Source organism: Marilutibacter spongiae (assembly GCF_014145325.1).
GTDB classification, from domain to species: Bacteria; Pseudomonadota; Gammaproteobacteria; order Xanthomonadales; family Xanthomonadaceae; genus Marilutibacter; species Marilutibacter spongiae.
The window spans coordinates 49,326-66,493 of record NZ_JACHTF010000004.1 but is presented as its reverse complement, the minus strand read 5'-3'; the positions used below and the strand labels follow the sequence as shown (position 1 = coordinate 66,493).

General features: G+C 71.0%; 19 protein-coding genes. 10 read left to right on the top strand and 9 right to left on the bottom strand.

Annotation, left to right across the window (positions count from 1 at the left end):
• Positions 1-3 precede the first annotated feature (3 nt).
• Positions 4-1,905 carry a prolyl oligopeptidase family serine peptidase gene (locus tag H4F98_RS04925; protein WP_182685526.1) on the bottom strand — a complete coding sequence of 634 codons (1,902 nt, stop codon included), beginning with the start codon at positions 1,903-1,905 and terminating at the stop codon, positions 4-6.
• Between the two features lie 117 nt (positions 1,906-2,022).
• Between H4F98_RS04925 and bluB the strand changes: the two genes are divergently transcribed.
• The 5 genes from bluB to H4F98_RS04900 all read left to right on the top strand — a co-directional run bounded on the left by bluB (position 2,023) and on the right by H4F98_RS04900 (position 6,041).
• Positions 2,023-2,703 (top strand): 5,6-dimethylbenzimidazole synthase, encoded by a 681-nt coding sequence (gene bluB / locus H4F98_RS04920; protein ID WP_182685525.1) that lies wholly within the window; start codon positions 2,023-2,025, stop codon positions 2,701-2,703.
• A 108-nt stretch (positions 2,704-2,811) separates the two neighbouring features.
• Complete coding sequence (locus H4F98_RS04915; RefSeq protein WP_182685524.1) at positions 2,812-4,143, top strand: amidohydrolase; 1,332 nt, start codon at positions 2,812-2,814, stop codon at positions 4,141-4,143.
• Positions 4,144-4,189: 46 nt separating this feature from the next.
• On the top strand, positions 4,190-5,014 hold the full coding sequence (gene queF / locus H4F98_RS04910; protein WP_182685523.1) for an NADPH-dependent 7-cyano-7-deazaguanine reductase QueF: 825 nt from the start codon (positions 4,190-4,192) through the stop codon (positions 5,012-5,014).
• Positions 5,015-5,133: 119 nt separating this feature from the next.
• Complete coding sequence (locus H4F98_RS04905; protein WP_182685522.1) at positions 5,134-5,454, top strand: LysM peptidoglycan-binding domain-containing protein; 321 nt, start codon at positions 5,134-5,136, stop codon at positions 5,452-5,454.
• An 89-nt stretch (positions 5,455-5,543) separates the two neighbouring features.
• Positions 5,544-6,041: a hypothetical protein gene (locus H4F98_RS04900; RefSeq protein ID WP_182685521.1), complete on the top strand. Its 498-nt coding sequence runs from the start codon at positions 5,544-5,546 to the stop codon at positions 6,039-6,041.
• A 1,264-nt stretch (positions 6,042-7,305) separates the two neighbouring features.
• On the opposite strand, the gene H4F98_RS04895 is transcribed toward H4F98_RS04900, so the two are convergent.
• Positions 7,306-7,689 (bottom strand): YchJ family protein, encoded by a 384-nt coding sequence (locus H4F98_RS04895; protein ID WP_182685520.1) that lies wholly within the window; start codon positions 7,687-7,689, stop codon positions 7,306-7,308.
• Between the two features lie 68 nt (positions 7,690-7,757).
• Here H4F98_RS04895 and H4F98_RS04890 point away from each other — a divergent pair, with 68 nt between their 5' ends.
• A complete protein-coding gene (locus tag H4F98_RS04890; protein WP_182685519.1) occupies positions 7,758-8,492 on the top strand; it encodes a UPF0149 family protein in 735 nt (244 codons plus the stop codon).
• A gap of 86 nt (positions 8,493-8,578) precedes the next feature.
• Positions 8,579-9,046, top strand: coding sequence for a hypothetical protein (locus tag H4F98_RS04885; protein ID WP_182685518.1), 468 nt, complete (start codon positions 8,579-8,581; stop codon positions 9,044-9,046).
• Positions 9,047-9,062: 16 nt separating this feature from the next.
• On the opposite strand, the gene H4F98_RS04880 is transcribed toward H4F98_RS04885, so the two are convergent.
• Together H4F98_RS04880 and aroE are read right to left on the bottom strand one after the other, a co-directional pair.
• Positions 9,063-9,326, bottom strand: coding sequence for a YkgJ family cysteine cluster protein (locus H4F98_RS04880; protein WP_182685517.1), 264 nt, complete (start codon positions 9,324-9,326; stop codon positions 9,063-9,065).
• Positions 9,327-9,354: 28 nt separating this feature from the next.
• Positions 9,355-10,209: a shikimate dehydrogenase gene (gene aroE / locus H4F98_RS04875; protein WP_182685516.1), complete on the bottom strand. Its 855-nt coding sequence runs from the start codon at positions 10,207-10,209 to the stop codon at positions 9,355-9,357.
• A gap of 44 nt (positions 10,210-10,253) precedes the next feature.
• On the opposite strand from aroE, the gene H4F98_RS04870 reads away from it, so the two are divergent.
• A complete protein-coding gene (locus tag H4F98_RS04870) occupies positions 10,254-11,171 on the top strand; it encodes a TolB family protein (protein WP_182685515.1) in 918 nt (305 codons plus the stop codon).
• Here H4F98_RS04870 and H4F98_RS04865 read toward each other — a convergent pair.
• The 5 genes from H4F98_RS04865 to H4F98_RS04845 form a co-directional block, all read right to left on the bottom strand.
• Positions 11,168-11,497 carry a hypothetical protein gene (locus H4F98_RS04865; RefSeq protein WP_182685514.1) on the bottom strand — a complete coding sequence of 110 codons (330 nt, stop codon included), beginning with the start codon at positions 11,495-11,497 and terminating at the stop codon, positions 11,168-11,170. The two genes, H4F98_RS04870 and H4F98_RS04865, sit on opposite strands and share 4 nt — an antisense overlap.
• Before the next feature lie 46 nt (positions 11,498-11,543).
• Positions 11,544-12,533, bottom strand: coding sequence for a porphobilinogen synthase (gene hemB, locus H4F98_RS04860; RefSeq protein WP_182685513.1), 990 nt, complete (start codon positions 12,531-12,533; stop codon positions 11,544-11,546).
• A gap of 582 nt (positions 12,534-13,115) precedes the next feature.
• Complete coding sequence (locus tag H4F98_RS04855; protein WP_141517040.1) at positions 13,116-13,370, bottom strand: hypothetical protein; 255 nt, start codon at positions 13,368-13,370, stop codon at positions 13,116-13,118.
• Between the two features lie 105 nt (positions 13,371-13,475).
• Complete coding sequence (locus H4F98_RS04850; protein ID WP_182685512.1) at positions 13,476-14,504, bottom strand: chorismate transformation FkbO/Hyg5 family protein; 1,029 nt, start codon at positions 14,502-14,504, stop codon at positions 13,476-13,478.
• Positions 14,501-15,973 carry an NAD(P)/FAD-dependent oxidoreductase gene (locus H4F98_RS04845; RefSeq protein WP_182685511.1) on the bottom strand — a complete coding sequence of 491 codons (1,473 nt, stop codon included), beginning with the start codon at positions 15,971-15,973 and terminating at the stop codon, positions 14,501-14,503. Before H4F98_RS04845 ends, H4F98_RS04850 begins: the two co-directional genes overlap by 4 nt.
• A gap of 138 nt (positions 15,974-16,111) precedes the next feature.
• On the opposite strand from H4F98_RS04845, the gene H4F98_RS04840 reads away from it, so the two are divergent.
• Together H4F98_RS04840 and H4F98_RS04835 are read left to right on the top strand one after the other, a co-directional pair.
• Entirely contained in the window at positions 16,112-16,381 is a 270-nt protein-coding gene (locus tag H4F98_RS04840) for a phosphopantetheine-binding protein (RefSeq protein WP_182685510.1), read from the top strand.
• Positions 16,382-16,406: 25 nt separating this feature from the next.
• On the top strand, positions 16,407-17,123 hold the full coding sequence (locus tag H4F98_RS04835) for a COG4648 family protein (protein WP_182685509.1): 717 nt from the start codon (positions 16,407-16,409) through the stop codon (positions 17,121-17,123).
• The last annotated feature ends 45 nt before the right edge of the window (positions 17,124-17,168 follow it).

Here is a 17,168-nt window from a genome sequence, read left to right as displayed (position 1 = left end):
GCGTCAGTCGCCCGGCCGCAGGTAACAACCCAGGAACGCCAGCACACGCTGGTAGTACTCGCGCCGGGATTCCTCGGCATGGAACCCGTGCGCCTCGTTGTGCGGCAGGTAGGTCTCGTAGGGTACGCGCGCCTCGTCGAGGGCGGCGCGCATCTCGCGCAGGTGCTGCGGCGAGACGCGGCGATCGCGGCCGCCCTGGACCAGGAGCACGCCCGCCTTGATCCGCGCGGCGTGCCGGGTCGGCGATCGATCGAGCAGGACCTTCTGGTCGCTGCCCAGCACCCGCTGGAGGTAGGCCTCGCCCCAGTCCGAGCGCTGGATGTCGCCCCACTTGAACAGCGTCTGCAGGTCGTACGGGCCGGCCATGCCGATCACGCAGCGATACAGGTCCGGCTCGCGCACCGCGCCCAGCAGCGCAGCGTATCCGCCATAGCTGGCGCCCCAGGCGCAGATGCGGGCGCCATCGACGCCCGGCTGGGCGGCCGCCCAGCGCGTCGCCTCGGTGAGGTCGTCCTGCATGCGCCCGCCCCATTCGCCGTAGCCGCTCTCGACGTAGGCGCGCCCGCGCCCGGCCGAGCCGCGGAAGTTCACCCGCAGCACGGCGTAGCCGGCGGCGGCGAGGATCTGGGTCTCCTCGTCGAAGCTCCAGTCGTCGCGGACCCAGTAGGGACCGCCGTGCGGCAGCACCACCAGCGGCGCGGGCCTACCGGCGGCCCGGCGGGGCAGGGTCAGGTAGCCCGACAGCGGCGTGCCGTCGCCGGCGCTGATCTCGAAGGGCGTGGCGGGGCTGAGCGACGCGGCCTCGAGCCAGGGGCGACTGCGGGCCAGCAGCTTGAGGTCGCCGCTGCGCGTGTCGAGCAGGTAGTAGCGGCCGGGCTCGACGTCGCTGCTCACCGTGACCACCGCGCGGCTGCCGTCGCGGCTGGCGCTGGTGACGCGCGCGAACTCGCCGGGAAAGGCCGCGGCCAGTTCCCGCGACAGGGCCACGTGCGGGTGGCGGTCGTCGAAGTACGCCACCCGCGGCGCGGCGGCGCCGAATGCCGCGCCGATCGGTTCGCTGCCGTCGAACGAGCGGACCAGCGACAACGGGTCGCGCACCGGATCGCTCGCGACCACCCCGCGCGCGCCGCTGGCCAGGTCGAGCCGCTCCACCACGTCCGGGCCCTGCGTGCGTTCCGACCAGAGGAAGGCCGAGCGGCCGTCGTACGCGATGCCTGCCGGGCGCACCTCCACCCCCGACGCGGCTTCGTCGTTGATCACCACCCAGGCGCCGTCCCGGTACTGGTAGAGCCGCTGCAGGTCGTCGTCGTCGTAGGTCCAGCTGAAGACGGGCGCGCCATTGCGATCGGTCATGAAGCGCGCATCCAGCGCCGGGCCGTCCACGATCGGCTCGTCCTTGCCGGTGCCGTCGCTGCGCACGCGCTCCAGGCGCGTCTGGCAGCCGGCGATGCGCGACTTCGCGCACGTCGAGATCATCACGTGCGCCGGGTCGGCGGGCAGCGGATTGACGATCGCGCCGTAGAAGTGCCGGCGATTGCCGCCGTCGACATCCACCGCGTACAGCGAGCGGCCGCTGAAGGGCTGGGCGAAGCCGGACAGGCGCTTGGACCATTCGGCGAGCAGGCGGCGGTCGCCGACCCAGATGGCGTCGTCGATGAAGCCGTCCTGGCCGGGGTTGACCTGGGCGGTGACCTGCATGTCGGACAGGCGGATGATGCCCAGCGCCGTGCGGTCGTCCAGCGGCACCGTCGAGGCGATGTGGTCGCCGGCCGGCGAAAGCAGCATCAGCCCGTACTGCGGCTTGCGCAGGAAGTCCTCCAGGCCCGGCGGCGAGGCGGCGAGCGCGGATGCCGTCGGCAGCAGGCCCGCGATGGCCAGCCAAGTTGCGGCGATATGTCGAGTCACGCCCCCGGTGCCCCCATGTCGTGGCCCCCGAGCCTATACGCACGCGGCATCGTCCTGCCAGCCCGGCCGGGGCCGGGCGGTACGATGTCGGCCCGCCATCGAGGTCCCAGTCCCGCCATGCGCCATGCCTTCGATCCCGCCGAGCGCGCCGCCGTCTACCGCGCGATCCACGAGCGCCGCGACATGCGCCACTTCGTGCCCGGCGCGGTCGAGCCCACCGTCCTGGCGCGCCTGCTCGACGCCGCCCACCACGCGCCCAGTGTCGGCTACATGCAGCCCTGGCGCGTGGTCCGGGTGACCTCGGCCGTCACCCGCGAGGCCCTGCGCGGCGTCGTCGAGGACGAGCGGCTGGCCACCGCCGACGCGCTCGGCGAGCGACGGGAGGACTTCATGAAGCTCAAGGTCGAGGGCATGCGCGATTGCGCCGAGTTGCTGGTCATGGCGCTGATGGATGGACGCGACGCGCACGTGTTCGGTCGCCGCACCATGCCGGAAATGGACCTGGCCTCGGTCGCCTGCGCGATCCAGAACCTCTGGCTGGCCGCGCGCGCCGAAGGCCTGGGCATGGGCTGGGTGTCGCTGTTCGACGTCGACCGGGTCGCGCGACTGCTGGGCATGCCCGGGGACGCGCGACCGGTCGCCATCCTCTGCCTGGGCCATGTCGAGGCCTTCTATCCGCGGCCCATGCTCGAAAGCGAAGGCTGGGCGGCGCGGCAGGCCCTGCACCTGTACGAGGACCGCTGGCCCGCGGAACCGGCGCGCGACGCCCGGCGGGATTCCACCGCAGCGGCGGACTGAGGCGGGGCGCCCGGTGGTGCGCCGGCACCGGCGGCGGATTGGCGGATGGTCGGATGCGGCCAAGGGGTATCCCCGCTAGGATCGACGGGTCCTGAACCGGAGCCTCCCATGCGCGCCACCCCCGTGATCCCGCTCGTCCTGTCCGTCGCCCTCGCCCTGCCGCTCGCGGCGCCGGCGCGGGCACAGTCCGCGGGCGAACGCCCGGAGGTCGCCGCCGCCGCGAAGGCGGTCGACGCCAAGGTGGTCGCATGGCGTCGCGACATCCACGCCCATCCCGAGCTGGGCAACCGCGAGACCCGCACCTCGGCCCTGGTCGCCGACCACCTGCGTGCGCTGGGCCTTCAGCCCCGCACCGGCATCGCGACCACCGGCGTCACCGCGATCCTCAAGGGCGGCAAGCCCGGGCCGCGCATCGCCCTGCGCGCCGACATGGACGCGCTGCCGGTCACCGAACGCACCGACGTGCCGTTCGCGTCCAGGGTCACCACCACCTTCAACGGCCAGGAGACCGGCGTCATGCACGCCTGCGGCCACGACGCCCATACCAGCGTGCTGATGGGCGTGGCCGAGGCCCTGGTGGCGATGAAGGACGATCTGCCGGGCGAGGTGATGTTCATCTTCCAGCCGGCGGAGGAAGGCCCGCCCGACGGCGAGGAGGGCGGCGCCGAGGAAATGCTGGCGCAGGGGATCTTCAAGGACTTCAAGCCCGACGCCGTGTTCGGCATGCACGTCTTCAGCACTCTCAACGCCGGGCAGATCGGCGTCCACGCCGGGCCGACGATGGCGGCTTCCGACCGCTTCAACATCGTGGTCAAGGGGCGCCAGACCCACGGTTCGGCGCCCTGGGGCGGGATCGACCCGGTCGTGACCGCGGCCGACATCATCGGCAGTGCGCAGACCATCGTCAGCCGCCGGCAGAACATCGCCAAGCAGCCGGTGGTGGTCAGCTTCGGCGCCATCCACGGCGGCATCCGCTACAACATCATCCCCGACCAGGTCGAGATGGTGGGCACCATCCGCACCTTCGACGAGGGCATGCGCCAGGAGGTCTTCAGCGAGCTCAAGACCATCGCCGAAAAGGTCGCCGAGGCCAATGGCGCCACCGCCGTGGCGCAGGTGCCCGACACCAAGGGCAACCCGGTGACGGTGAACGACCCGGCGCTGACCGCGCGCATGCTGCCCAGCCTGGAAAAGGTCGTCGGGGCGGACAACGTGGTCGACCCGGGGCTGACGATGGGCGCGGAGGACTTCTCGTTCTATGCCCAGCAGGCGCCGGGCGTGTTCTTCTTCGTCGGCGCCACCCCCAAGGGGCGCGACCCGCGTACCGCACCCAGCAACCATTCGCCGGAATTCCTTCTCGATGAATCGGCCCTGGACGTGGGCGTGCGCGCCATGCTGCAGGTTGCCCTGGACTACCTCAACGATCCGCCGCGCGGCTGACGCACGCGGGCCCGGCAGCCTGCCCCGGGCCCGCTAGAATGGGCGCATGGATCCCGCTTCGAACCCGCCGTCCCTGCCGCTCGGCCGCCACGTCGACTACCCGCGCCACTACGACGCGGGCCTGCTGTTCCCGATCGCCCGCGAAACCGGTCGCCGCGCGATCGGCCTCGATGGCGACGCCTTGCCCTTCGTCGGCGTCGACCGCTGGCACGCCTACGAGCTGGGCTGGTTGGACCCGCGCGGCAAACCCTGCATGGCGACGGCGACGTTCGAGGTCCCGGCCGACTCGCCCTGCCTGGTCGAGTCCAAGTCGCTCAAGCTCTACCTCAACTCCTTCAATGCGACCGCGTTCGACGACGACGCGGCGGTGCGAGATCGCATCGCCCTGGACCTGTCCGCGGTGGCCGGCGCCCCGGTTGCGGTCGCCTTCGGCCTGCCGCCGCTGGCTGCCGGCGGCGAGGGCGAGGACATCGACGCGATCGAGGTCGAGGTCGACGCCTACGGCCCGCCGGATGCCGGCCTGCTGCGCGCCGATGCCGGCCACGAGGTGGCCGAGACCCTGCGCAGCAGCCTGCTGAAATCCAACTGCCCGGTCACCGGCCAGCCCGACTGGGCGACCGTGGTCGTGGCCTATCGCGGGCCGCGCCTGGATCGCGCCGCCCTGCTGCGCTATCTGGTGTCTTTCCGCGACCACGCCGAATTCCACGAGCAATGCGTGGAGCGGATCTTCACCGACCTGCTGGCGCGGGCCCGGCCGGCAAGCCTCTCGGTCGAGGCGCGCTATACCCGTCGCGGCGGCCTGGACATCAACCCCTGGCGCGCCACGCCCGGGCACGAACGCCCGATTGCGACGCGCGACACACGCCAGTAGCGCGCTGCGTTCAGGTTTGCGCCGACTTTCGCGGTGGCTTTTACACCGGCGCGATATTTCCTTAACAGGTGCCATGCGACCTTGGGTCCCAAGAACCCGATCGCCGAGGATGGCCCTGGATGAGTACCGACAAGAAGCCTGATTTCTCCAACGTGAAGAGCTCGGTCAAGAGCACCGAGGAGATCGTCGAGAAGCCGGATTTCAGCAACGTGCAGTCCTCGGTGCAGTCCACCGAGGAAATCATCGAGCCCGATCCGGTCGAGCAGGCCTACACCGTCGAGAAGGGCGACACGCTGTCCGCGATCGCCCAGCGCTTCTACGGCAAGGCCAGCCGCTGGCACGCGATCTTCGAGGCCAACCGCGACCAGCTCGACGACCCGGACCGCATCCACCCGGGCCAGGTGCTGCGCATTCCGGTGCTCGGGGACGACGCCAGCTGACGCCGGCACGTCGCCCGCTGCCGCCTGCGCGCCGATCCCATCCATTCGAACCACGCAAGATTCAACACGCAAGATTCAAGGAGAACTGCATGATCCGTAACCGCACGACGTACGCCGTCGCCGCCGCCCTGGTCGCCACCCTGGCCGTGGCCGGCTGCAAGAAGGACGAGCCGGCCGCCCCGGAGGCCACCACGGCCCCGCCGCCGCCGACCCTCGAGCCGACCACCGAGGCCGCGCCGATGGCGGCGAGCGCGGAGGTCACCGGCGTCGAGCTCGGCACGGCGGTCGGTCCGGACATGCGCGTGACCGCGCCCGCCAGCGCCTTCGCGCCGGCGGACACCATCCATGCCTCGGTGTCGACGATGACCACCGACCCGGCGGCAACGGTCCCGGCCAGGCTGGGCGTGAAGTGGACCTTCGGCGGCGACACCGTCGTCCACGAGGAAACCCAGGACGTCAACCTGAGCGGCAAGGGCGTGACCGCCTTCCAGATCAGCAAGCCCGACGGCTGGCCGGCCGGCAGTTACAAGCTGGACGTGATGCTCGACGGCAAGGTCGTGCAGAGCCGCGATTTCGAGGTCAAGTAAGCCCGTGCCGGCCGAAGGGCCCGGCGGCGGCATGCGGTAACGGCAGCTCGCGCGGCAGGCATCCACTTCTCTCCCTGGATGCCTGTCGCGCCCGCTCCGGATCGACTCTCTCCACCCTTTGGGTGGGCAAGCCCCGGCGCGACGGAAGTCGCGCCTTTTTTTTCGTCCGGTCTCCGCGGTTGTCCCGATGACTGGCCACCCGTCTCAGGCGTCTTTGCATATCCCTCTTCGTTATCCCAGTCGCCGTAGGGTGGGTAGCGCCGAAGGCGACCCCCCCATCGCGGGATTGCATGCACGACGAATGACGGGTTCTGCTTCGCGCTACCCATCCTGAGGTGCTGTCTCTTGCCCGCCTCGTAGGGTGGGTAGAGCCGAAGGCGAAACCCACCGTCGCGGGATTGCACGCACGACGGACGATGGGTTTTGCTTCGCGCTACCCATCCTGCGTTTTCGCCTCTCGCCCCGATTCGTAGGGTGGGTAGAGCCGAACGCGAAACCCACCGTCGTGGGATTGCGCGCAAGACGGACGATGGGTTTTGCTTCGCGCTACCCATCCTACGATTTCGCCTCTCGCCCCGATTCGTAGGGTGGGTAGAGCCGAAGGCGAAACCCACCGTCGCGGGATTGCACGCACGATGAGTGATGGGTCTTGCCTCGCGCTACCCATCCTGCGTTTTCGCCTCTCGCCCCGATTCGTAGGGTGGGTAGAGCCGAACGCGAAACCCACCGTCGTGGGATTGCACGCACGATGAGTGATGGGTCTTGCCTCGCGCTACCCATCCTACGATTTCGCCTCTCGCCCCGATTCGTAGGGTGGGTAGAGCCAAAGGCGAAACCCACCATCGTGGGATTGCGCGCACGACGGACGATGGGTTTTGCTTCGCGCTACCCGTCCTACGTTTTCGCCTCTCGCCCCGATTCGTAGGGTGGGTAGAGCCGAAGGCGAAACCCACCGTCGCGGGATTGCACGCACGACGGACGATGGGTTTTGCCTCGCGCTACCCATCCTACGATTTCGCCTCTCGCCCCGATTCGTAGGGTGGGTAGAGCCGAAGGCGAAACCCACCGTCGCGGGATTGCACGCACGATGAGTGATGGGTCTTGCCTCGCGCTACCCATCCTACGGCCCTGGCGGCACGGTGGCCGAACTCGCTTCGCTCAAACAAGGGCGCCTCTCCGACCGCCACGGCCTGCGCTGCTCGGCGGCCTCGAAGCGGCGAAGGTCCAACGGCAACGGCAACACGAGGCATAGCCCGTGTCGCGCTCAGCCGGACGGAAACCGGCCGTCGAGGTACAGCCATTCGCCATCCATGCGCTGGAAGCGGCTGATCTCGTGCAGCCGCACCGCGCGTTGGCCGCCGACGCGGTAGCGCGCCACGAACTCGACGACAGCCATGCCGTCGTCGCCCGGCGCATGGCGCTTCACGTCCAGGCCCAGCCAGCGCACCCCTGCATCGAACTCCAGCGCGGGCGGGCGGGTGTCGGGATGCCAGGTGGCGAGCAGGTAGGCCGCGTCGCCGCGCTCGTAGGCGCTGTAGCGCGACCGCATCAGTGCCTCGGCGTCCGGGGCGCGGCGCGCGCCGGCCAGCAACGGGCCGCAGCACGTGGCGAAGTCGCGGTGGGGATCGCAGGGGCAGGGCGTGGCCATGGGGCTATTGTCGGCGCGTTGCGGCCCGACGGGCTACCATGCGCGTCCCGTCTCTGCGTGCCCCCACCATGACCGCTCCCGCCTATCTCGACGACGCCCGGATCGAACAGCTGGCCGAACTGCTCGAGCAGCGTGCCGTGCCGTTCAAGGGTTTCAACCTGGAAGCCCTCGACGGCTACCTCTCCGCACTGGCCGTGGGACCGGAGGACGTGCCCGCCAGCGAATGGATGCCCGCAGTGTGGGGCACGCCGCCGCGTTGGGCCGACGAGGCCGAGCGCGAGGCGGTGGAGTCCCTGTTGCTGGGCCACCGCAACATGGCGGCCGCGCGCGTGCGCCACGGCGGCGACGACCTGCCCGACCACCTCGCGCCGCTGCTGTGGCTGCCGGAGGACCCCGAGGAAGGCCTGCCCGAGGACATCGAGGACGACGAGCTCGACGTTGGCTGCGACTGGGCGCTGGGCTTCTTCCGCGGCGTCGAGTTGCGCGAGGCGGCGTGGGAGCGCTGGCTGGACGAGAACGACTGGATCGACGAGATCTTCGTGCTCTTCGACCGGCTCGCCAGCGGCGAGGTGATCGGCGACGACCCGACGGCGCCGGGGACCCCGGTGAGTTACCGCGAGCGCCTGGAGGTCATCGCCGGGCTCCCGGACATGCTGGCCGACCTGCACCACCACCGGATCGAGGCCCTGACGCCGCGCGAACCCCTGCGGCGCGCGGACGTGCCCGAGCGCAACGCGCCCTGCCCCTGCGGCAGCGGCAGGAAGTACAAGAAGTGCTGCGGCGCGGCCGCGAACGACGACTGAGCGTCCCACCTCCCCCGATGTGCGAACATGCCGACCGGTCGTCCCGGGCTGCCGGCGACGCAATCGCTAGACGAAGGGGAGAGGGGATGGGAGTCAAACACACGCTGGCGGTGGCCCTGCTGGGCCTGGCCGCGACCGCTAACGCCCAGGCCGGCGAATTCCAGCAACGCCTGGGGCAGTGCCTGGTGGCCTCGTCCACCGATGCCGACAAGCAGGCGCTGGTGCGCTGGATCTTCTTCGCCATGTCGCGCCACCCGGGCGTGGCCGACCTGGTCGACATCGACGAGGTGCGCGGCGAGCAGCTGACGCGCGAGGCCGCGGCGGTCTTCGAGGACCTCATCGCCCAGCGCTGCGCGGCGCAGAGCCGGCAGGCGATCCTCAATGAAGGCATGTCCGCTTTCCAGAGCGCGTTCGGCACGCTCGGCGAAGTCGCCATGGGCGGCATCATCACCGCGCCGGAAGTCGCGCACGTGGTGGGCGGCCTGGCCCGTCATGCCGACGAGGAGCGGATCCTCAGGGCACTGATGACCGGCGACAAGCTCGGCAAGGACTGAGCCGGCCCCGACGCGCTCAGCGCGCGTCGGGGCACGTCAACCGCTCCAGCTCCGCGAGCCCGGCCAGGGCCGATGCGCGGTCGTCGCCGCACATGGACGGCGAGGGTCGCAGGGACGCGCAGAACGCCGGTCGTTCCGGCCGCCCGAACAGGCGACAGCGCAACTGCTCGTCCAGCTGCACGCAGGGCATGCCGGCGGGCTTGCCATGCGGCATGCCGGGGATGGGTGAATGGATCGAGGGCGCGATGCAGCACGCTCCGCAGGCGCTCCGGCACTCCATCGGCGGGGCCCGTGGTGCCCGACCGGAATCAGTCGCCGGTCCGCAGCGAGGTGTACGACTCGCGCAGTGCCTTGTAGACCGCGCTGGTGTCGGGGCGGACGCCATGCCAGCGCTGGAAGGCCTCGGCGGCCTGTTCGACCAACATGCCGAGCCCGTCGACCACCACGTCGGCGCCGGCGGCGCGGGCCCAGGCCAGGAAGGGAATCGCGACCTCGCCATAGCTCAGGTCGACTGCATCGGCACGCGGGGCCACCAGCGAGCTCGGCAGGAAGGGCAACGCGGCCTCGCGCGCCGCGGAGGTGGCATTGACGATCAGGTCGAAGCCGCCGAGGTTGCCCAGGTCCTCGAAGTTGCGCGGGTGCACGCGGTCGGGTTCGCCGAGCACGTCCGCCAGGGCGTCGGTGCGCGCGGGCGTGCGGTTGACGATGAAGAGCGACTTGATGCCGGCGTCGAGCAGGGCGGGCGCGACGCCACGTGCGGCGCCGCCTGCGCCGATCAGCAGGACCTTGCGGCCGCGCAGGTCCTGGCCGTGGCGCTCGGTGAGGTCGCGCACCAGGCCCAGGCCGTCGGTGTTGTCGCCCAGCCAGCCGGTGTCGGTGCGGATCAGCGTGTTGGCGGCGCCGCAGCGCCGGGCGCGCTCGGTCAGCGATTCGCAGACCGTGGCCGCGTACTGCTTGTGCGGCAGCGTGATGTTGGCGCCGGTGCCGCCCCCGGCGGCGAAGGCCGCGAGCGCAGCGTCGAACTGCTCGGGCGTGGCGTCGATGGCCGTGTACTCGAGCGCGATGCCCCGTTGCTTGCCGAACGCGGCGTGGATGCGCGGCGACAGGGAATGCGCCACCGGGTGTCCGATGACGGCAAAGCGCTTGATGACGGTTTCGCTCATGGGGGCCTCGCTTAGACTATTGGAAATCGTCCGGAGAACTCAGGATGCGCTCCTTCGTCGCCGTACTGGCGTGCAGTCTACTCCCGTGGCCGTCAATGTCGGGTGCCCAGGGCCTGTCGGAATACGGCATCGAAGGCATGCACGTGGTCTCCACGCCCGCGGGCGAAGGCCATGCCAGCGTCAGTGCCGATGGCCAGCGCATCGTCTGGGGCACGATCGACCGCGAGGGCGGTGCCGGCGGCATGGACCTGTGGCAGGCGCGGCTGCGCGACGGCCGCTGGCAGGACGCCACGCCGCTGGCGCTCAACACCCGCGCCAACGAATTCGATCCGATGCTGAGCCCGGACGGCCGCTGGCTGTACTTCTACTCGAACCGGCGCGGCGGCCATGGCGGCGACGACCTCTATCGCGCGCCCGTGCTGGCCGACGGCGACTTCGGCAAGCCGGTCAACCTGGGCGCGGGCGTCAATACCGCCGGCGACGAGTGGGCGCCCATGCCGGGACCGGACGGCGACAGCCTGCTCTTCGCCAGCGACGGCCACGGTGGCCAGGGCCGCCACGACCTGTTCCTCGCGCGCTGGGACGGCGCGGCCTTCGGTGCGCCGACGCCGCTTCCGGGGGCGGTCAACACGCCCGACGACGAGTTCGACGCGGCCTGGCTGGGCGACGGCGCGACCCTGGTCTTCGCCCGCAGCACGCGGGCGAACGAAGCGCCTGTCCGGATCCTGGTGGCCCAGTGCGATGGCCAGGCCTACGCCGCGGCCACGCCGATGACGCTGTCGTTCAATACCGCCGACCAGGTGACCTTCGCCCCGGCACCGGACTGGAGCAAGCCGAGCGAACTGCTGGTCAGCGGCGTCGCGCGGTCGCCGCGGGCGGGCAAGCTGGACATCTACCGCACCGTGTCGCCGAGGGTGACGGGAAGAACGGGCTGCCTGCGGCCAGGCGCCCGCGCGCCCTAGGGGCGGGCAGCCGGTTTGCAGCGGGCAACGCCCCCCAGGGTCGCGATGAGCTTGCCCGATTCGACCTTTACGCTGGGTTTCGGGTCCTGGGTGAGGTCATAGCCGCCCGGGCACTCTTTCGCGGCTGCCGCCTCGAGCATGCTGCCCAGTTCGATACTCGCCGGGCGGGCGTCCGTGGGGGCGTCCGTGCTGCCGGTCACGCGCAGTTGGATCGAGCCGTCCGGCAGGGCCTTGGCGGTGTATCCGCCCTCAGGGTCGGTAACGGCGGCGGCAGTGGCGTCCGTTGTGGCGGCCAGCAGGACGAAAGCAAGCGCGATGGCATTCATGCCGATGATCTCCCGGGTCGGGGCGCCCGCGCCGGGCGCCTGGGCCTCAAGCCTCGCGCAACCAGCGCGCCGCGTCCAGCGCGAAATAGGTGAGCACGCCGTCGGCGCCGGCGCGCTTCATCGACACCAGGGCCTCCAGCGCGCAGGCGCGCTCGTCGAGCCAGCCATGGCCGGCGGCGGCCTTGAGCATCGCGTATTCGCCGCTCACCTGGTAGACGAAGGTCGGCGCGCCGAAGGTGTCCTTCACCCGGCGCACGATGTCGAGATAGGGCAGGCCCGGCTTGACCATGACCATGTCGGCGCCCTCGTCGAGATCCAGGCCGACCTCGCGCAGGGCCTCGTCCGAATTGGCCGGATCCATCTGGTAGGTCTTCTTGTCGGCCTTGCCGAGCGCGCCGGCGCTGCCGACCGCGTCGCGGAAGGGCCCGTAGTACGCGCTGGCGTACTTCGCGCTGTAGGCCATGATGCGCGTGTGGATATGCCCGGCTGCTTCGAACGCGTCGCGGATCGCACCGATGCGGCCGTCCATCATGTCGCTCGGCGCGACCACGTCGGCACCGGCCGCCGCGTGCGAGGCCGCCTGGCGCACCAGGGCCTCCACGGTGGCTTCGTTGACCACGTAGCCGCTGTCGTCGAGCAGGCCGTCCTGGCCGTGGCTGGTGTAGGGGTCGAGGGCGACGTCGGTGATCACCCCGAGCTGCGGGAAGCGCTGCTTCAGCGCCCGCACCGCGCGCTGCACCAGGCCGTCCTCGGCCCACGCGGCTTCGGCGGTCAGGGACTTGGCATCCGGGGCGGTGACGGGGAACAGCGCCAGCGCCGGCACGCGCAACATGCTGGCCTGTTCGGCCACGCGCAGGAGTTCGTCGATCGACAGGCGCTCCACGCCGGGCATCGAGGGGACGGATTCGCGGCCGTCGAGCTCATGGACGAAGACCGGGTAGATCAGGTCGTCCGTCGTCAGGGTGTGCTCGCGCATGAGGCGGCGCGAGAAGTCGTCGCGGCGCATACGCCGCATGCGGATGTCGGGAAAGGCCATGCGCGCATTTTACGCCTTCCGGCCTTGCGGCGGGTGGCGGTCCGTCCCGCGTGGCGCTGGCGCGACGGTGGGTTTCGCCTTCGGCCCGACCCACCCCACGAAGGCGGGGCAGGGCAGCACCGTAGGATGGGTAGCGCGAAGCAAAACCCATCGCCCGTCGTGCGTGCAATCCTACGATGGTGGGTTCCGCCTTTGGCCTTACCCACCCTACGGGGCGGGGCGGGAGGCGAAACCGTAGGATGGGTAGCGCGAAGCAAAACCCATCATTCGTCGTGCGTGCGAGAACGCGCCGATGGGTTTCGCCTTTGGCTCTACCCACCCTGCGGGGCGGGGTGGGAGGCGAAACCGTAGGATGGGTAGCGCGAAGCAAAACCCATCGCCCGTCGTGCGTGCAATCCCACGATGGTGGGTTTCGCCTTTGGCTCTACCCACCCTACGAGGCGGGGGGGCCAGCCTTTGGCAAAGCCCGGGAGTTCTCCCCGGCCCAGCGCATCGCGCTGGGCGTTCGGCCAGACCGCGCGGCAGCGCCGCGCAAGCGGTCCGCCTCACCCCAGCGAGCGCCGGGATTCAGCTCGCGCGCCCTCAGAGCAGGCCGCCGGTGCCGGTCAGGCCCAGGCGCGCGATGGCGACGACGATGACGATGCCGTTGAGCACCAGGCCGGCCTTGGCGCGGCCATTGCGCTCGCTGCGGGTGAACAGCACGCCGATCGCGCCGATCACGGCGCCGATCGCCGCGAACGGAATCAGCAGCCAGTTGCTCAGGCTGATGATCGGCACGAGCGCGATCACCATCCATGCCATCGCCAGGATGCCCCAGAGCAGGCTGATCAGTCCCATCGTGTGTCCCTCCGTTTCGTGGTCGCGCGCAAGGCGCAGGGGGCAAGCGTGCCGCAGGCGGGGCCGCGGCGCGCGGCCCCAAAGTCATGCCGCCCGTCCAGGCGCTCAGCCGCCATGGACGCCGTCGATCTCCATGCGCAGGTCGCGGCGGCAGATCGCGGCATGCAGCACCACGAAGGGCACCTCGGTGCCGAGCCGTTCGACCAGCAGGCGTTCGACCTCGTCGAGCTCGCCGGCCTCGCGGACGTAGACCTTCAGGCGCGATCGCGGATCGAAGTGCGGTGGCAGCCCGGGTTGCCGTTCGCGCGCGGCGGCGATCAGGCTGTCGAAATTGGCCAGGGTTTCGTCCAACTGGCCGGCGGTGGACTCGGCATGCCGGGTCTCGTGGCCGACCACCGCCGCGGTGCCGGACAGGAACAGGGGCATCCCGCTGCCGGGCGGCGGCAGCATGGCGCGGGCGAAGCTGGGTGGCTGCGGGCCGTACTGGCGCGGATAGCGGTAGGCGCTGACCTGGCGGGGGTTTTCCAGCGGCGTGCCCGGCTCGCGTGCCGACAGCCAGTACACCTGCAGGCGATGGACGCCATCGGTACGGCCGATGGCGGTGGCGGCCGGCAGGGTGCCCGGGCGGATGTCGCCGGTGGCGGCGCGGATGCCATTGGCGCGCCCGACGCAGAAGCGGCGGTAGCGCTCGGCGTCGCCATCGCCCCGGGTGATGTCGGCGAGGTAGTTCCAGGTCCGCAGCAAATGCGGGTAGCCGTGCTGGTGGATCGATGCCTCCAGGCGCCGATAGGCGTGTTCGGCGGCGCCTTCGATGTCGCCCGCCGCCGCATCGATCGCCTGCTCGTCGACTTCGATCGCGCCGAACAGCAATTGGCCGTTGCTGGCCCAGGCGACGTCGCCGTCGCGTCCCCGGGCGACCGGGCCGGGGCTGGTCCAGACTTCGAAGCGATCGGGTCGCCCCGCGGGCACTTCGGTGCCGACCCGCAGGTAGCGCGGATCGGGGTCGAGCGGGGCCTGGCTGCCGAAGCCGAACACCGCGAGCACGTCCGGTCCTGCGAGCAGGTCGGCCAGCGGGCCCGGGCGATAGTCCACCGACAGGCGCGGCGCCTCGACGAAGGCCGGATGGGCGCTCATCGACCCGCCTCCACGGCCGAACCCGCGTTGGGCCCGCCCATGGCCCCGGCGCTGTCGCCGTCGGGCAGGGCGGAAGCGGGATGCAGGGTGTCCGCCTCGAAGCGCACGCGGGCCTGGCGACGCCGTTGCCACCATGCGCGCAGGGCGGCGGGCGCCAGGCCCAGCGCAGTGATGGCATAGATCAGCCGGAACATGCGCAGGCGCCGGATCACCGCCGGGTTGTCGAACACGTCGCCGGCCAGCATCGAGATCACCGCCTGCTCGACCTGCCAGGTATTGCGCGGATGGTTGAACAGGTGGCGCATCACCGGCGTGTTGAAGTGGTAGATGAACCATTCGAAGTGGCCCAGCCCACGCTTGAGGCGGCGTTGCATGGCCGCTTGCAACGCGGCCTCGCGGCCGGGCTCGCGCAGGGCGGCGGCGACCATGTCGGCGGCGCGCTCGCCGCCGTCCATCGCCAGGAACACGCCGGAGGAAAACACCGGGTCGACGAAGGCGTGGGCGTCGCCGACCAGCAGCCAGCCCGGGCCGCCCATGCGGGTGCAGGCATAGGAATAGTTGCCGGTGACGTGCACGTCTGCGACGCGCTCGGCGCCCCGCATGCGCGCGGCGACCTGCGGTTGCGCCATCAGCGTGTCGAGCAGGAAGCCGCCGGTGTCGCCGCGGCGCTGCTTGAGGTATTCGGGGAAGCACACCGCGCCGACGCTCATGATGTCGCCGGGCAATGGGATCAGCCAGGTCCAGCCATGCGCGAAGCGCTGCACGGTGATGTTGCCGGCATCGTCGCCCTCGCGGCGGGCGACCCCGCGGAAATGGCTGAATATGGCTGCCGACTGGTGCGCGGTGTTCTTTCGCTTGACGCCGAGCTGGCGCCCCAGGAGGGTGTCGCGGCCACTGGCGTCGACCACGTAGCGGGGGGCGAACACGTGCGGGCTGCCGTCGGCGTCGCGTGCGTGGACACGCTCGGGGCGGCCGTCGGCGCCGAACGCGACGCGCTCCACCTGGACGCCTTCGCGCGCGTCCACGCCCTCGCGCCGCGCGTGCGCGAACAGCAGCGCGTCGAAGTCGGCGCGGTTGACCTGGAAGGCGTGGTCGGCGCGCGCGTCGAGGGCGCGCTCGAAATGGAAGGTGTTGTAGTGGTCGGGCCGCGCGGGGTCGCCGACCACCGGGAAATCCGCGCCGCGCTTGTGCACGCCGAGGGCCCGCACCTGCTCCAGCACCCCGAGCCGCTCGAGGATCGGCAGGTTCATCGGCAACAGCGATTCGCCGATGTGGAAGCGCGGGTGGCGGTCCTTCTCCAGCATGACCACGCGGTGGCCGCCGCGGGCGAGCAGGGTGGCCGCGGTGCTGCCGGCGGGGCCGCCGCCGATGACCAGCACGTCACAGGCGCCGGCATCGCCCTCCGGGGCGGGGGTCGCGTGGTCGGGATGGCCGGCGCGGCGGGGCGCCGCGGATGCTTCGTCGATCATGGCGGCCATGATACCGGGACGGCCCGCCCGCGAGCGGATTATCCGCCGGCGCGGGCCGATCCGGGCCGATCCGGCTTGCGTCGGCGCGCGGGATGCCGGATCGTGGCGCTCTTGTCCGCCCATTCCAGTGAAGTCCCGATGTCCGAACAGAGTCCCGCCGAGCATGAACTGGCCCAATTGCTGGTCGAAAGCCTGAACCTGGAGGAGGTCGACGCCGCGTCGATCGACCCCGAAGACGCCTTGTTCGGCGAGGGCCTGGGCTTGGACTCGATCGACGCGCTCGAGCTGGCGCTGGCGATTTCCAAGCGCTACGGCTTCCAGCTGCGCTCGGACAGCGACGAGAACCGCCGGATCTTCGCCTCGCTGCGTTCGCTCTCGGCGCATATCGAAGCCCACAAGGCGGCCTGACGCCGCGCCGGCGGCCGCGCCCGTCGTGGACAGTTTCCTCCTCCGCCTGCTGCTGGCGCTCGCCTATCCGTGGCTGGCGCACTGGGCCGCCCATGGCGGCGGGCCGTTGGCCGAGGTCGTGGCCCTGCTCGACCTGGCACTGGTCATCCTCGTCGACGGCCTCGTGCACCGGCGCCCTCGCGCCTGGATGCTGCTGGTGGCCGTGGTCGCATTGCTGGCCACCGTGGCCGGCACCGTCGTGCCGCGGCTGCTCCTGCTCGCGCCGCCGATGCTGTTCACCGGCCTGGCGGCGTGGATGTTCGCGCGTAGCCTGCACGATCCGCGCGGGGCGCTGATCACCCGCATCGTCGGCGAGCTGGAGCAGTGCGGGGTCGACGGACTGGCGCCCGGGCTGCGTCGCTACACCCGGCGGCTGAGCGTGGCCTGGGCGGGTTTGCTGGGCCTGCTGTGCGCGATCAACGGCGTGCTGGCGCTGATCGCGGTGCCCGACGGCGCGCTGGCGCTGCTGGGCGTCGAGGCGCCGCTGACGATCGGCCGCGAGCGGTGGTCCCTGTTCGCCAACCTGCTCAATTACGGCCTCGTCGGCGTGTTCTTCGTCGCCGAGTACGCGCTCCGGCGGCGTTACTTCCCGGACCGGCCCTACCGGAACTTCTTCGACTTCCTGCGCATGATGGGCCGCCTGGGGCCGCCCTTCTGGCGCGACCTGTTCAGTCGACCGCCGGCGTCGCCGGGGCGAAGCTGAACGCCGACGCCGCCGGTCACGGCTATCCTGTGCCGCAGTCCCGGT

What these genes read in the sequence shown, in the direction of transcription:
- bluB (WP_182685525.1), top strand. Translation starts at nt 2,023, where the DNA reads ATGCGCCATGCCTTCGATCCCGCCGAGCGCGCCGCCGTCTACCGCGCG.
- H4F98_RS04915 (WP_182685524.1), top strand. Translation starts at nt 2,812, where the DNA reads ATGCGCGCCACCCCCGTGATCCCGCTCGTCCTGTCCGTCGCCCTCGCC.
- queF (WP_182685523.1), top strand. Translation starts at nt 4,190, where the DNA reads ATGGATCCCGCTTCGAACCCGCCGTCCCTGCCGCTCGGCCGCCACGTC.
- H4F98_RS04905 (WP_182685522.1), top strand. Translation starts at nt 5,134, where the DNA reads ATGAGTACCGACAAGAAGCCTGATTTCTCCAACGTGAAGAGCTCGGTC.
- H4F98_RS04900 (WP_182685521.1), top strand. Translation starts at nt 5,544, where the DNA reads ATGATCCGTAACCGCACGACGTACGCCGTCGCCGCCGCCCTGGTCGCC.
- H4F98_RS04895 (WP_182685520.1), bottom strand. Translation starts at nt 7,689, where the DNA reads ATGGCCACGCCCTGCCCCTGCGATCCCCACCGCGACTTCGCCACGTGC.
- H4F98_RS04890 (WP_182685519.1), top strand. Translation starts at nt 7,758, where the DNA reads ATGACCGCTCCCGCCTATCTCGACGACGCCCGGATCGAACAGCTGGCC.
- H4F98_RS04885 (WP_182685518.1), top strand. Translation starts at nt 8,579, where the DNA reads ATGGGAGTCAAACACACGCTGGCGGTGGCCCTGCTGGGCCTGGCCGCG.
- H4F98_RS04880 (WP_182685517.1), bottom strand. Translation starts at nt 9,326, where the DNA reads ATGGAGTGCCGGAGCGCCTGCGGAGCGTGCTGCATCGCGCCCTCGATC.
- aroE (WP_182685516.1), bottom strand. Translation starts at nt 10,209, where the DNA reads ATGAGCGAAACCGTCATCAAGCGCTTTGCCGTCATCGGACACCCGGTG.
- H4F98_RS04870 (WP_182685515.1), top strand. Translation starts at nt 10,254, where the DNA reads ATGCGCTCCTTCGTCGCCGTACTGGCGTGCAGTCTACTCCCGTGGCCG.
- H4F98_RS04865 (WP_182685514.1), bottom strand. Translation starts at nt 11,497, where the DNA reads ATGAATGCCATCGCGCTTGCTTTCGTCCTGCTGGCCGCCACAACGGAC.
- hemB (WP_182685513.1), bottom strand. Translation starts at nt 12,533, where the DNA reads ATGGCCTTTCCCGACATCCGCATGCGGCGTATGCGCCGCGACGACTTC.
- H4F98_RS04855 (WP_141517040.1), bottom strand. Translation starts at nt 13,370, where the DNA reads ATGGGACTGATCAGCCTGCTCTGGGGCATCCTGGCGATGGCATGGATG.
- H4F98_RS04850 (WP_182685512.1), bottom strand. Translation starts at nt 14,504, where the DNA reads ATGAGCGCCCATCCGGCCTTCGTCGAGGCGCCGCGCCTGTCGGTGGAC.
- H4F98_RS04845 (WP_182685511.1), bottom strand. Translation starts at nt 15,973, where the DNA reads ATGATCGACGAAGCATCCGCGGCGCCCCGCCGCGCCGGCCATCCCGAC.
- H4F98_RS04840 (WP_182685510.1), top strand. Translation starts at nt 16,112, where the DNA reads ATGTCCGAACAGAGTCCCGCCGAGCATGAACTGGCCCAATTGCTGGTC.